The organism is Myxococcales bacterium, assembly GCA_022184915.1.
GTDB lineage: Bacteria > Myxococcota_A > Polyangia > Fen-1088 > Fen-1088 > JAGTJU01.
This window is the reverse complement of the sequence record JAGTJU010000001.1, coordinates 1,300,395-1,314,412: the sequence shown is the minus strand read 5'-3', so window position 1 is coordinate 1,314,412 and position 14,018 is coordinate 1,300,395. Positions and strand designations below refer to the sequence as shown.

8 protein-coding genes, 1 tRNA gene and 1 pseudogene are annotated in these 14,018 nt (G+C 66.0%); 6 read left to right on the top strand and 4 right to left on the bottom strand.

Annotated elements, in window-relative coordinates:
* Positions 1–44 precede the first annotated feature (44 nt).
* On the top strand, positions 45–1,367 hold the full coding sequence (locus KA712_05395; protein MCG5052373.1) for a hemolysin family protein: 1,323 nt from the start codon (positions 45–47) through the stop codon (positions 1,365–1,367).
* 149 nt (positions 1,368–1,516) lie between these two features.
* Here KA712_05395 and KA712_05390 read toward each other — a convergent pair.
* Positions 1,517–1,589, bottom strand: a tRNA-Phe gene (locus KA712_05390).
* Positions 1,590–1,907: 318 nt separating this feature from the next.
* On the opposite strand from KA712_05390, the pseudogene KA712_05385 reads away from it, so the two are divergent.
* The 3 genes and pseudogenes from KA712_05385 (at position 1,908) to KA712_05375 (ending at position 5,288) form a co-directional block, all read left to right on the top strand.
* A pseudogene (locus KA712_05385) lies at positions 1,908–3,863 on the top strand (thioredoxin domain-containing protein).
* 51 nt (positions 3,864–3,914) lie between these two features.
* Complete coding sequence (locus tag KA712_05380) at positions 3,915–4,523, top strand: thioredoxin domain-containing protein (protein ID MCG5052372.1); 609 nt, start codon at positions 3,915–3,917, stop codon at positions 4,521–4,523.
* Between the two features lie 135 nt (positions 4,524–4,658).
* Positions 4,659–5,288, top strand: a complete 630-nt coding sequence (locus KA712_05375; protein MCG5052371.1) for a TlpA family protein disulfide reductase — start codon at positions 4,659–4,661, stop codon at positions 5,286–5,288.
* 15 nt (positions 5,289–5,303) lie between these two features.
* Here KA712_05375 and KA712_05370 read toward each other — a convergent pair whose 3' ends face one another.
* A complete protein-coding gene (locus KA712_05370; GenBank protein ID MCG5052370.1) occupies positions 5,304–5,963 on the bottom strand; it encodes a queuosine precursor transporter in 660 nt (219 codons plus the stop codon).
* A gap of 14 nt (positions 5,964–5,977) precedes the next feature.
* The gene (locus tag KA712_05365) at positions 5,978–7,228 is read right to left on the bottom strand and encodes a class I SAM-dependent methyltransferase (GenBank protein ID MCG5052369.1); all 1,251 of its coding nucleotides are present in this window, start codon (positions 7,226–7,228) and stop codon (positions 5,978–5,980) included.
* Positions 7,229–7,321: 93 nt separating this feature from the next.
* Between KA712_05365 and KA712_05360 the strand changes: the two genes are divergently transcribed.
* Both KA712_05360 and KA712_05355 read left to right on the top strand, forming a co-directional pair.
* Positions 7,322–11,713, top strand: coding sequence for a DEAD/DEAH box helicase (locus KA712_05360; protein ID MCG5052368.1), 4,392 nt, complete (start codon positions 7,322–7,324; stop codon positions 11,711–11,713).
* 159 nt (positions 11,714–11,872) lie between these two features.
* Complete coding sequence (locus KA712_05355; GenBank protein MCG5052367.1) at positions 11,873–12,298, top strand: hypothetical protein; 426 nt, start codon at positions 11,873–11,875, stop codon at positions 12,296–12,298.
* A gap of 53 nt (positions 12,299–12,351) precedes the next feature.
* Here KA712_05355 and KA712_05350 read toward each other — a convergent pair whose 3' ends face one another.
* Positions 12,352–13,968: a SpoIIE family protein phosphatase gene (locus KA712_05350; GenBank protein MCG5052366.1), complete on the bottom strand. Its 1,617-nt coding sequence runs from the start codon at positions 13,966–13,968 to the stop codon at positions 12,352–12,354.
* Positions 13,969–14,018 lie beyond the last annotated feature (50 nt).

Sequence of the window (14,018 nt, the reverse complement as noted above, 5' to 3'; positions counted from 1 at the left end):
CGCGGGCAAGCCGCTGTCTGCCCAGCTGCTACAATCGCGCCGCCATGACCTCCAGCATTGCGCTGGTCCTTACCGTCGTCCTGCTCTTCGCCAACGCGTTCTTCGTCGCTTCGGAATTCGCGATCGTGAAGATCCGTCCGACCCGCATCCAGGAACTCGTTCACCAAGGCCACCGGCGGGCGCGGCTCCTGGCGGGCATCGCCGACCGACTCGATGCGTTCTTGTCGGCAAACCAACTCGGCATCACGCTGTGCTCGCTGGGCATCGGCTGGCTGGGGGAGCCTGCGCTCGCCCGCTTGATCCGCCCCTTGCTCGAGGGGCTCGGAGGCTGGGCCGCAGGCGCGAGCCACGCGCTGGCCCTCTCGGGCGCCTTCGTCTGCATCACCTTTTTCCATACAGTGGTGGGCGAGCTCGCGCCCAAGTCACTAGCCCTGCAGCGGACCGAGCCCGTCGCTCTTTGGACCGCGCCCGCCCTGCAGGCGTTTTACTGGCTCGCTTTCCCACTCATTTGGACGCTGACCAAAGCCGCCAACCTCGTCTTGCGGGGCTTGGGGCTGCGCGACACTTCGGAGGCCGAGTTGCTTCACAGCCCCCAGGAGCTCCGGCTGGTTCTCCAGCACGCCCGTCTGGACCCGGGCGCGCGGCGGCTCATTGATCGTGTCTTCGACTACACGCATCGCGTGGCCCGTCAGGTGATGACCCTGCGGCGGGACGTGGTGGTGCTCGAGGCGCGACGCAGCTTCGACGACAACCTGCGGGTCGCCCTGGCGCATCAGTACACACGCTACCCGCTGGTGGTCCCCGAAGGCGACCGCGTGATCGGCTACGTGCACTTGAAGGACATCTTCGCCGCGCTCGCTAGCGGCCGAAGACCCAAAACCATGGCCGAGATCGTCCGCGAGCCCATATTCATATCGGAGGAGAGCCGCCTCGAGTGGCTGAGGCGCGAGTTCCAGAGACGCCGGGTGCACATCGCGGTGGTGCTGGGGCCGGACCACAGGTTCAGCGGCATCGTGACGCTCGAGGACCTCATCGAGGAGTTCGTGGGCGAGATCTGCGATGAACAGGACTACGAAGAGATCCCTCCCATCGTGGTGCATGCCGATGGCAGCTTCGAGGTGGACGCCCGGGTGACGTTGGACGTTGCGGCGCGCGATTTGGGCTTGGTCCTGCGCTCGGAGGACCCGAGCGTGGACACCGTGGGGGCTTTCGTGGAATCGACCCTGGAGGAACGCCCGTTGCCGGGCGACCGCTTCGATTTCGCCGGGTTTCAGCTCACGATCTTGGGCCTCCGCGACGGGCGTATCCGCAGATTGGGCGGGGAGCGCGCAACCTCCGCCGCGGAGGTTGCGTCCGTCCGGGACTGACCGCGGCGCCGGGCCACGTGAGCCTCACCCGCCTCGTCGGGAGGACATTCGGGCGTCACCGCGCAAGGCCTTCGGCCCTCCTCCCTCGGCGCCCGAAATTAAAAACGTGGCGCGCCCGAAGGCGAAACGCCGGAGGATTTGATGGAGAGTGCCCAGGGACGGAATCGAACCGCCCACACGGGGATTTTCAGTCCCCTGCTCTACCAACTGAGCTACCTGGGCTTACGGCCGGAACCGTAGGGGCACCGTTCGTACCTCGCTTGGCGTGCGCCGTCAAGTGGGCTGTAAGCGCGGTGTTGAAAGTCTGGGGTCCCAGGCCGTGAAACAACTCCGAACGCACGCCTTCCCGGGGCCGTTTTTGGTTGTTCTTGCCCCGGCGTTGAGGGAAATAGAAACCCCGCGGGCGCGGTTTCATCCAACGCTCCGGGGTCTTGGCCCGCAATCTGGCGGCCTTGCTGGTCTGGCAGGGTTCGGCTACGGTAGCCCCGACATATTCAGCTAGGCCACATTTCAGACCCTCGTTCTTTAGGAGACCGAAACATGGTGAAGAAAGGGACAGCGTTCGTACTGACCGCGATTGCCCTCGTAGGTGGGTTCGCTCTCGGGCGCCTCTCAGGAGGGGCCAAGATGGGAGTGGGCTCTGGAGGTAGCGACACGGAAGTGGTCGCGTCCGCAGAGGACAAGGAGATCGCCGGTGGCGTCGAGCGCATCAAGGTACCGGCCGACGGTCCCTCGAAGGGCGCGGAAGACGCACTCGTGACCATCGTCGAGTTCTCGGACTTCCAGTGCCCGTTCTGCAGCCGGGTGGGACCCACGCTCGATCGCATTCTCAAGGATTACGCCGGCAAGGTGCGGGTGGTGTTCAAGCACAACCCCTTGCCCTTCCACGGCGACGCCCACCTGGCCGCACAGGCGACCGCGGCCGCCGACGAGCAGGGCAAGTTCTGGGAGATGCACGACAAGCTCTTTGCCAATCAGCAAGCGCTCAAGCGTGAAAACCTCGACAGCTATGCCCAGGACCTCGGGCTCGACGTGGCCAAGTTCAAAGCGGCGCTCGACAGTGGCAAGCTCAAGAAGGTGGTCGACGACGACCTCGCAGCGGGCCGCGCCATCGGGGTTCAGGGCACGCCAAACTTCTTCGTCAACGGAAGGAAGATCGAAGGCGCCGTGCCGTTCGAGAGCTTCAAGACCGTGATTGACGACGAAGTGTCGCGCGCGGAGAAGCTCGTGGGCAAAGGGACCCCGAAGGGCCAGATCTACGCGAAGCTGATGGCGGCAGCCGGCACCGGTGCCGCTCCCGAGGCGCCTGCTGCGCCCCAAAAGCCCGCGGTCTCGGACGACGTTTTCAAGGTGGAGATCGACGGATCCCCCGTTCACGGCGGCAAGGAGCCCAAGGTCACGATCGTGGCCTTTTCGGAGTTCCAGTGTCCCTTCTGCAGCCGCGTTTTGGGCACGATCAAGCAGATCGAGGACGCCTACAAAGACGACGTGGCAGTGTCCTTCAAGCACCTGCCTCTCGACTTTCACCAAAACGCAATGCCCGCCGCCCAGGCCGCGGAAGCAGCGCGCCTTCAGGGCAAGTTCTGGGAGATGCACGACAAGCTCTTCGCCAACCAGCAGGCGTTGGGCAAAGAGGACCTCGAGCGCTACGCGAAGGAGCTCGGCCTCAACCTGGCGAAGTTCAAGAAGGACGCCGAGAGCAAAGAGGTCAAGGACCGCATCGAGCGTGACAAGGCCGTGGCCGCGAAGCTGGGAGCGCGAGGCACACCGACCTTCTTCATTAACGGACGCGTGTTCCGGGGCGCACAGCCCTTCGACAACTTCAAGAGTCTCATCGACGAGGAAATCAAGAAGGCCGACGCAAAACTGGCCGCGGGCGTGGCTCGCAAAGACCTCTACGCCGAGATCATCAAAGGCGGCAAGGTGGAAGCCGCGGAACCGGCGGCTCCTGCGGGCGGGGGTGCCCCACCTGCAGGTGCCCGTTTGCAGGTGCCCGTGGGCGCCTCGCCCAGCAAGGGCCCCGCAGATGCCCTCGTGACCGTGGTGATGTTCTCGGACTACCAGTGCCCCTTCTGCAGCCGGGTCGAGCCCACCATCAACCAGTTCATGGACGAGTACAAAGGCAAGATTCGTCTGGTTTGGAAAGATCTGCCCCTGCCTTTCCACCAGAACGCCAAGCCGGCCGCCGTGGCCGCCCGCGCTGCCGGTGAACTGGGCAAGTTCTGGGAGATGCACGACAAGCTCTTCGCCAACCAGCAAAACCTCACCGCCGCTGATTTCGAGCGCTACGCAGGCGAGCTCGGCCTGAACATGACCAAGTTCAAGGCCGCTTTGGAGTCGGAGAAGGTGAAGCAGGCCGTGGAGGAAGACGCTGCTCTCGCCGCCAAGGTGGGTGCCAACGGAACGCCTGCCTTCTTCATCAACGGCATCCTGCTCTCCGGTGCGCAGCCCCTGCCCGCCTTCAAGGCGCGCATCGACGAGGAGTTGAAGAAGGCCGAGGAGCTCGTCAAGAACGGCACCCCGAAGAAAAAGGTGTACGAGGAGATCATGAAGCAGGCCGCCTCGGCGCCGCCTCCCCAGGCTGCTGCCAATGACGAGCCCGCCGGACCCGAGAACGACCAAACGGTCACCAAAGTGGACCCAGGTACGTCCCCCTCACGGGGCCCCAAGAACGCGCCTGTCACCATGGTGGTGTTCAGTGAGTTCCAGTGCCCCTTCTGCAGCCGTATCAAGCCCACCCTGGACGCCATCGAGCAAGAGTACAAGGGCAAGGTTCGGATCGTCTTCAAGCACTTCCCCCTCGACTTCCACCAGAACGCCAAGCCTGCCGCGATGGCCTCGATGGCGGCCGCCGAACAGGGCAAGTTCTGGGAGATGCACGATAAGCTCTTTGCCAACCAACAGAGCCTCGACCGAGCGAGCCTCGAGAAGTACGCCCAAGAGATCGGTCTCGACATGAACAAGTTCAAGACCGCGCTCGACTCGAACAAGTTCGCCTCGGCCATCGAGGAAGACGTGAAGCTCGGCCAGTCGGTGGGAGTGAACGGCACCCCGGCCACCTTCATCAACGGCCGGAAGATTGGCGGCGCCTACCCTCTCGACACCTTCAAGAAGGTGTTGGAGCAGGAGCTGGCCAAAGTCAAAAAGGGCGCCTGAACGGCACCCGCTGCGGCAGGTCGCCCCCGGCGGCCCAAGCAGATAGCTCGAAAAGGAAAGGGTCGCTTCGGCGGCCCTTTTTCTTTTGGGTGTGTCAAACTGGAAGCGCCTCGCGGTCAGCGAGACGTCGTCGAAATGGCCAAGAACCTCTCCACACAGTCCGACAGCGCGGGCACGCAGAGCTCTTTGCGCGCCGGCACCCCCAAGAACAAGCGTCTGGCCGGAGCCATCATCGTAGCCCTCTTTACGGGGTGGGTGACCGCACGCTTTTTCGTGTCAGCTCATGACACGATCGCCGCAACCCGCGAGAACGCCTGCCGTGCGCTCGAGCCCTCCCCTCTGCCGCAGGCCGTGGCTAACGGGCTGCCTGCCGACTTCAAGCTGCCGGATGCGACGGGAAAGATGTGGTCCCTCGCGGATCTGAAAGGCCGGCCCGTGTTGCTGAACTTCTGGGCCACCTGGTGCCCCCCATGTGTCGAAGAAATGCCAGCCCTGGAGACTCTGGCCGAGCAATTGGGCAACGACGCCGTCGTGCTGGCCGTAAGCGTCGATGACGACTGGGATGCGGTTCGCCGCTTCTTCCCGAAGGGCACGCCCATTTCCGTGGTTTGGGACGAAAGCAAAACCGTGCCCAAGAGCTTCGGCACCGACAAGTACCCCGAATCCTTCCTCGTCGATGCCTCGGGGAAGCTGCGTCACTACTTCGTCAACAAGCGAAAATGGGACTCGGGCGAGGCGCGAGACTGCATCCTCGGCGCGCGCTAGGCCGCGCACACCCTGTTACGGCAGGGGGCGCTCGTCAACCTTCAGAACGCGCCCAACGAAGGCGTGCACGAGATAAACGAGGGGCGTGAGCGCCAGCGCAATCAGGATCTTGAGCACGTAGGAGTCTCGTGCCACGTCCATGATGAACGAAGTCGACTTGAAGCCTCCCAGGAGGACAAAGTTCACCATCAAGGTGTCGATTCCCTGGCTCACCAGGGTAGAGCCCGTAGCCCGCAACCACAGCAACTTGTGCCGGGTCAGCCGACGGAGCCCAGAGAACACGGCAATGTCGAGCAACTGGCCCGCAAGATAGGCCGTGAGCGACGCGACGTAGAGCCGATTTGACCATCCAAAGGTGGCCCGAAAGGCTTCGTCGGAGAGGGGCGATTCGGGGCTGACAGGCAGCGCGAGCGCCACGTTGATCACCGCAAACGCAAACACGGCGGCACCAAGACCCACGAAGGTGAGACGCCGGGTGGCCTGGGCCCCATAAAACTCGTTCACTACGTCGGTGAGCAGGAATGTGAGGGGGAAGGCCAGCATGCCCGCGGACAGGTCCCTGCCCGCGAGGCGGAAAAAGCGACCGCCGATGAGGTCGGCGGTGAGGAGCGCCGCCACGAAAACGCCGACGAGCCAGAGGTAAAGGTGCTCCTTGCGGTGTAGGGCGGTCGACATGGGCGAGGGCATCATTACAGAACGCGCATCACCCAGCACTTCAAATGTCCGGTCTCGGGAACCCCGAGCCGCTCCGGGTGGTCGAGTCCGGCGCCCCGACGCGCCAGGATCTGCACCGACCTGCGGGCCGTGGCCGCCGCTTCCGTGACCACGCGGTCGAATAAGGCCCGATCGACCTGCCCGGAGCACGAACAGCACACGAACAAGGCGCCCGGCGCCGTCACGCGCAGGCCCCGGACGAAGAGCTCGTGGTACGCCTTCTCTGCCGCCGCCACGGCGCCCACGCGCTTGGCGAACGCGGGCGGATCCAGCACGACGGTGTCGAACGTCTGTCCCGCCGCTTCGAGGCTCGCAAGCAAGGCGTACGCGTCCGCGCAGCGAACCTCCATGTGCCCAAGACCATTGAGGGCCGCATTGGAGCGCGCCCGTCGACTGGCCTCGAGGTCGGCGTCGGCCGCGAGCACATAAGACGCCCTGCGCGCCAACGCGAGAGCGAAACCGCCGTGAAAGGTGAAGGCGTCGAGCGCGCGGCCCCCCGGCTGGCTAAGCGATGCCACGAACGCATGGTTGTCCGCCTGATCCAAAAACCCCCCGGTTTTGCCGTCGCGGAGCAGATCGGCTTCGAGTTCGTTGGGCCCCAGCCGATACCGAACCGTGGTCGCGCCCTGGCCCCACGCGACGAAGTCCTTGCGGGGCAGCCCTTCGAAATCGCGCATTGAGGTGTCATTGCGGGCCACCACCACGTTGACCGACAATGCCTCGGCCACGTGCTCGGCAATGCTCGGAAGCAGGGGCTCGAACGCCAAAGCCGCCACCTGCACCACCGCCGCGTGGGCGTATTTGTCGACGAAAAGGCCCGGCACATCGTCACCCTCGGCGTGCACCGCCCGAAAGGCCGATTGCGTGCGCGCCAGGCCCATGGCCTCACGGTGGGCCAGGGCGCGCGCCAGGCGCCCTCGTAAAAGGTCCATCAGGCGCTCCGTGTCGTTGCCACGGCCAGAGCGGCCTGGCGCAGCAGGCAGCGTCGACCGCGTGAGCATGCGCAGGGCGACCTTCGAGGCCGCGGCCCACAAAGCAACGCCCAGGGCCTGCCCCCGGGGATCCATCACGGTGACCAGACTCGGTCCCCCGGTGAGGGCGTCTGCGCCCGGGCCGCTCTGCACGTCCTGGCGAAACACCCAAGGATGTCCAGACTCTACGCGGCGCTTGCCTTTGGGCGTCACGATGGCAAGGGCGTCGGCGCCCGACTCGTCTGGGGTTTTCACGCGCCAAACATACAGCACGGGCGCGGCGGGGCCGCAACGAACGCCTCGGCCCCGCTTGCCTCGACGAAGAGCCGCCCCTAACATGCTGAACAAATGTTCCATCCGGTGGTCGAGGCCTGGTTCACCCGACGCTTCGGGAGCCCCACGGCAGCTCAGGCGGAGGCCTGGCCGCTCATCGCCGCCGGCCGAAACGTGTTGATTACGGCCCCCACGGGCTCGGGCAAGACGTTGGCTGCCTTTCTCGCGTGCCTCGATCATCTCGTGAAGCGCGCATTGGGCGCCCCGGACACCGCAGAGGCAGCGACGCAGGGCTCATTGTCAATGGACCCCGTCCGGGACGACGCACGCGGGGCGCCTGAACTGTCTTTACTCTCCGACGAAACGGCTATCGTCTACGTATCGCCGCTCAAGGCCTTGTCGAACGACGTACGCCGCAATCTGGAAACCCCGCTGGCCGAGATCAGCGAAACGGCTCGCGCGATGGGGCTTGCACTGCCTCCCTTGCGGACGGCCCTACGAACGGGTGACACGAGCGTGAAGGAACGCCGGGAAGCGGTTCGCAAACCCCCGCACATTCTCGTCACCACACCCGAATCGCTCTACATTCTCCTCACGTCGGAATCGGGCCGCCGTGGGCTACGCCACGTGCGTACGGTGATCGTCGACGAAATCCACGCCATGGCCGCCGACAAACGCGGCAGCCATCTGGCGCTCTCGCTGGAACGTCTCGAAGCGCTCGTGGGGCGCCCGGTTCAGCGGATCGGCCTCTCGGCCACCATCTACCCCCTGGAAACGGCCAGCCGCCTGCTCGTGGGGGCCCGCCCTGCCCCGGCCGTGGTCAACGCCGCCAGGCCTCGCACCCTGGACCTGGCCATCGAAATCCCCCGCGATGAACTGGGTGCCGTGTGTACCAATGAACAGTGGGGCGAGCTTTACGATCGCGTGGCGGAGTTCGCCCGGCAGCATCGCTCCACGCTGGTGTTCGTGAACACACGCCGGCTCGTCGAACGCCTGGCGCACAACCTCTCCGCCCGGCTCGGTGAGGCCGCCGTGGGTGCCCACCACGGCAGCCTCTCGCGGGAGCGACGCTTTCAGACGGAACAGCGTCTCAAGGCTGGCGACCTGCAACTGGTGGTCGCCACCGCGTCGCTCGAGCTGGGCATCGACGTGGGGGCCGTGGATCTCGTGTGTCTCGTGGGCTCACCCCGCACCATCGCCACGGGCGTGCAACGCATCGGTCGCGCAAGTCACACGGTGGGCGGAACGCCCAAGGCGCGTTTGTTTCCCCTGACACGCGATCAATTGGTCGAGTGTGCGGGCCTCGTGCGCGCCGCGCGGCGGGGCACACTGGATCGAGTCGAGCTACGCACGGGGCCGCTCGACATTCTCGCCCAGCAGCTCGTGGCCGCGTGCGCCTGCGAGACCTGGGAGGAAGACGCCCTCTTCGAGCTGGTGCGTCGGGCAGCCCCTTACGACGCGCTCACGCGCGCGGACTTCGATGCCGTCGTCGACATGTTGGCCGAGGGGATCTCGACGAGCCGGGGGCGCCCGAGTGCTTTGCTCCACCGCGACGCCGTGAACCGGCGCTTGCGGGCGCGCAACGGCGCGCGGCTCACGGCCCTCACCTCGGGCGGCGCCATCCCCGATACGGCCCTCTTCGAGGTGGTGCTCGAGCCGGAGGGAACTTTGATTGGCACGGTCGACGAAGACTTCGCCATCGACTCGAGCGCGGGTGACGTCATTTTGCTCGGCAACACGTCTTGGCGCATTCGCCGGGTGGAGAACGGCAAAGTGCGGGTCGAAGACGCCGCGGGCGCACCGCCCTCGGTGCCGTTCTGGTTTGGAGAAGGTCCTGCCCGTACGCTCGAGCTTTCGGACGAGGTTGGTGAGCTCCGCGAGGAGATCGCCCGTCGCGCATGTCCCCCGTCGGAGTTGGATGTCTCGCCCGCGCGGATAGAGCCCGCTCTGCTTCGCAGCCTATCGGAGGGCAGCGCCCTCTGCGAGGCCGGCGCCAAGCTGCTGGCAGGCTACGTGGCGGCCGGGCACGCCGCGTTGGGGGCCGTACCGTCCCAGCGCTGCATCGTGGCCGAGCGCTTCTTCGACGAGTCGGGCGGCACCCAGCTCGTGATCCATGCGCCCTTCGGGGGGCGGATCAACCGGGCCTGGGGCATGGCGCTGCGCAAGCGTTTCTGCCGCTCGTTCGACTTCGAGTTGCAGGCCGCCGCCACCGACGAAGGTGTGCTGCTGTCGCTCTCGCCCCAGCACAGTTTCCCGCTGGAGCTCATTTTACAGATGCTGCGGCCGAACCTGGTCGACGAGTTGCTCACACAGGCGGCCCTGCAAGCGCCCATGTTCGAGACCCGCTGGCGCTGGAACGCCACACGCGCGCTGGCGCTGCGGCGAACACAAAACGGCAAACGGGTGCCCCCCAATCTGCTGCGCATGCGCTCACAGGATTTGCTGGCAGCCGTGTTTCCCGGGCAGGTGGCCTGCCAGGACAATCATGGGGGCGGGCCGATCGAAGTCCCCGATCACCCGCTCGTGAAGCAGACCCTTGCCGATTGCCTGGGCGAGTTGATGGACGCCGAGGGCCTCAAGCGGGTGCTCGAGGATCTCGTGGCAGGGCGCATTGCCACCGTGGTGCGCGAGACCACGGAACCGTCGGTGTTCGCGCACGAGATTCTCAATGCGAACCCGTATGCCTTCCTCGACGACGCCCCTCTCGAAGAGCGGCGTTCCCGAGCCGTGGCGGTTCGCCGAGGTCTGCCGGCGGAGCTGGCCAACTCGCTCGGACAGCTGGATCCTCAGGCGCTCGCCTCGGTCGTGGAGGCTGCCGCGCCGCTCGTGCGCAGCGCCGATGAACTGCACGACCTCTTGTTGGAAGTGGGAGTCTGGCCCGCGGCCGAAGGCGAAGCGCGAGGCTGGACCACTGGCTTCACGCGGCTGGAGGAAGAGCGACGCGCAGGTGTGCTCGGGCTCGCGGGAGCTCACCCGCCCAAACACTTCTGGGTCGCCGCCGAGCGCCTCAGTCTGGTGAAGGCCATCTGGCCTGACGCTTCCGTGCCCCCCGGGCTGATTGAACCCCCAGCCCGGCGTGCCCACGCCTGGGAAGGTCGTGACGGCGCCCTCACGGACGTGGTGCGCGGGCACATGGCGTTTTCGCCGCCTCTCACCGCCGAGGCGCTGGCGGAACGCCTGGGCGTAACAACGAGCGATGCGGAAGCGGCACTCGCAGGCGTGGAGGCACAGGGCGGCGTCATGCGGGGGCGATGGACGGATCCCCCCCCGCCTGCCCACGATCAAGGGCGAGAGCAATGGGTCGATCGAAGGCTGCTCGCCCGCGCCAACCGCTTGACCGTGGAGGGCCTTCGTCGCGGCATCGAGCCAGCCACGCCAGCCGACCTCATGCGCTTTCTCTTTGCCTGGCAGCACGTCGGCCCCGGACGCCAGCTCACGGGGCGGGACGGCCTGCTGGAGATCGTGGGACAGCTCCAGGGATTCGAGGCCGCCGCCGTGACCTGGGAGCGCGATCTGCTGCCAGCGCGCCTTGCTGGCTATGATCCCGGCTGGCTCGACGATCTGTGTCTTGGCGGCCACGTGTCGTGGGGAAAACTTGCGCCACGCGCAGAGCCCAGCACGAGCCTGACGCGAGCCGCGCCGCTGTCCCTGGTCCTCCGCAGGGAGTTGCCCTGGTTGCTCGAACCCGTCGTTCCCCCCTCGGGAACCCCTGCGGAGGCGGCGCTGTCGGAGCCGGCGCAGAGCGTATTTCGCTTTCTGCAAGAGGCTGGCGCCAGCTTCCTGGATGACCTCGTGGTGGGCCTCGGCCTCGGGCGCAACGAGGTGGAGACGGCTCTTTGGGAACTGGTGGCTGCGGGACGCATCAGCGCCGACGGGTTTGCCAACCTCCGCGCGCTCATGCCTGACCGCCGACAGCCCGCACGTCCGCGTTGGTTCGGGAGCACGGGGGCACGCAGCAGCGCGCGCTTCGGAGCGGGCCGTTGGTCCCTGCTGCGGGGGCCAGCGCTTCAGCGTGGCGTGCCTCCCGAGGATGCACGCCGGGAACAATGGGCGCGGCAATGTCTCAGACGGTTCGGGGTGCTGTTCCGGGACTTACTCGCACGGGAAGCCCACGCCCCCCCTTGGCGTGAGCTGCTGCCCACACTGCGTCTCATGGAAATGCGCGGCGAGATCCGCGGGGGGCGGCTGGTGGAAGGTTTCGTTGGAGAACAGTTCGCGCTGCCCGAAGCGCTCGAGGCCCTTCGCCACACCCGTAAGCAACCCCCGACGGGGACACGCACGACGCTGTCGGCCTGCGATCCACTCAATCTGATCGGCATCACGTCACCCGGCGCCCGAGTGCCGGCCTTACCCCACCACACGGTGACTTACATCGATGGCGTGCCCTTGACCCACGAGCTCGTCACGTGCAGCGACACGGACGTCGTTTCTGGCCCCACCCTGACGAGTGCCTCGCCTCCCGGATGACTGAACGTGCATGTAAGTCACGCTTTGCGCCCTTACGCCAGCACCTGATCAAGCGTGTTCGTCGCGGTGGATTTGCTTTTCTTGGGAATGAGGGGTCGCGTATCCTGATTGTTCTGGGGGGGCGAAACAGTGGACGTGAGTGATTGGTTGGAGAGGTTCGTGAAAGAGCACAAGGCGCTTGCGGGCGTCGTGTACGAACGAGGGGATCGAGACACGCTCATCCTTGCGGCGGCCTGGCAGATCCCGCCCGTGGCGCTGGCCGCGGTTCGCACGGTGCACCGGGGATGCGGCCTCGTGGGCCTGGCATTCGAGCGCAACGCCACGCTGTCGACCTGCACGGGCGGACGGCGCAAGCGGTTCGCCCTTCCCACCCCCTTACCCGAGGCAGCTGCCGTGGCCCTCCCCGTGCAAGATCTCCAGGGGGAAGTCACGGCCGTGGTCTATCTAAACTTCCCGGACGACAGACGACTCCGCGACGACGAACTCATCCAGATGCTGGATCGCGCCACGACTTTGGCCCGCCGCCCTCCCGCCGCCGTGCCCCGCGTGCGAGACGGCCTCCTTCGTCTCTCCGCCCTGTCCTGAACGGACCCGCTCCCGTCGACGTCCCCGGCCCTCGCCGCGCCTGAGAGCGTCGTTCATCCCAGAGCCGGTGCAAGAGCTCGCTTGATGACCAAGATCGTACGATCATCCTTTGGGCGAGACGCGTTGCGGGCGTGAATCGTATCGAAGATGAAGGTCTTGATGGTCTCGGCGCTTCGCGCTCTGTGTCGCTTGAGCACGTCCAACAACGCTCGTTCCGCGACGTCGTCGGACGGCCACACATCGCTGACGCCGTCCGAGAACACGAGGAGAACGTCACCTGGCTGCATCTTGACCGTGTCCTCGTCGTAGCGGGTCTCTGGAAACGCCCCCAAGATGGTGCCACCCGTCTTGAGCGTTTCCACGGTGTCGTCCGCGCTCCGGACCAAGAGGGGCGGATTTTGCGCCGCGTTCACGTAGGTCACGACCCCCGTGTCGAGATCGAGGCGGGCAAAGAACAATGTGGCGTACCGGTCGTCCGGCACGTTGGGCCCGAAGGTCTCGTTCATCTTCAGCATGGCCTCCGCCAAGGAGCGGTTACGCCAGTGCGCAGTGACCGCAGCACGCAGGGCGATCATCAACATGGCGGCGCCCAAGCCGTTTCCCGCCACGTCGCCCAAGGCAAACGTGAGCGCGCGATCTTCTCGAACAAAATCGTAGTAGTCGCCCCCCACCATGCGACACGGCTCCGTACCACCAGCAATCTCGTAGCCGGAAAGGTCGGGGGCTTTGCCCGGAAGGAGGCTGGCTTGAATCTCGGCTGCGAGGCGGAGGTCCTTTTCGAGGCGCTCGCCGTCCCGCCGGGCCTCGTGTAGCTGCAGGTTTTCGAGCCTCATGGCCACCACGTTGGCGAAGGCAGAAAGGCCGTTGAGGTTCGACGGAGCCAGGCGCCTCAGCAGGCTCATCTCGGCGTAGATCAAACCTCGCACCTGCGTTCCCTTGCCCTTCATCGCGCTCTCGAGCAGCGGCATGCAGCACCCCGCTTCGCTGTCGGCGGTATCCTCGGCCTCGCCCAGCGCATACAGGAAGGCGCCGCCCTCTTGCACGGCCCGCTCCAAGATGGCCTCACCCAGGACCACCCGCCCAAGCTCCGAGAAGCGGCCGCGACCCGCCCGCACGTCGAAGGCGCTCGCGCTCGCGTTCCAGACGAGGACGGCCCCGTGCTCCAACCCCACTTGTTCGACCAGGAGGTCGAGCACACGGTCACACAGCGCGCCCTCTGATTCGTATCCGCTCAACGCCTCGGGCGCGAGGTTGATGAGGTCGACGATGCGATCGTGTCCGGAGGTGTCCGCGATGTCGGCCGTCTTGCGCTCCACGAGGTCGCGCAGGGAGAAGTCATGGGAACTCGGACGCCGCGGCTCTCCCTCCTCACGCTCGAGACCCGCCACGAAGGTCAGTCGGTTGCGCCCCACGTCGATGACGTCGCCGTCTTCGAGAGCCGTGGCCCTGACCAGGCGAACGCCGTTGAGAAACGTACCGTTCTTGCTGCGCAGGTCCACCAACACGAAGGGCTGTCCCTGCCCTTCCTGCCGGATCTCGGCGTGCAAGCGCGACAGGTGCCGATCGGGAAAGAAGATGTCGCATTCCTCGCCTCGCCCGATCGACGTCTCGAGCTTCACGATCGGGAAGCGACCAAACGGCTGTGCGCCGTGAATGATGATGCTCGCCATGAGTTCGCCGAGAGCCGAAGGGGGGCAGTGTAGCCCCTCGAACGCCCTCG

What these genes read in the sequence shown, in the direction of transcription:
- KA712_05370 (MCG5052370.1), bottom strand. Translation starts at nt 5,963, where the DNA reads ATGTCGACCGCCCTACACCGCAAGGAGCACCTTTACCTCTGGCTCGTC.
- KA712_05350 (MCG5052366.1), bottom strand. Translation starts at nt 13,968, where the DNA reads ATGGCGAGCATCATCATTCACGGCGCACAGCCGTTTGGTCGCTTCCCG.
- KA712_05375 (MCG5052371.1), top strand. Translation starts at nt 4,659, where the DNA reads ATGGCCAAGAACCTCTCCACACAGTCCGACAGCGCGGGCACGCAGAGC.
- KA712_05380 (MCG5052372.1), top strand. Translation starts at nt 3,915, where the DNA reads ATGAAGCAGGCCGCCTCGGCGCCGCCTCCCCAGGCTGCTGCCAATGAC.
- KA712_05395 (MCG5052373.1), top strand. Translation starts at nt 45, where the DNA reads ATGACCTCCAGCATTGCGCTGGTCCTTACCGTCGTCCTGCTCTTCGCC.
- KA712_05360 (MCG5052368.1), top strand. Translation starts at nt 7,322, where the DNA reads ATGTTCCATCCGGTGGTCGAGGCCTGGTTCACCCGACGCTTCGGGAGC.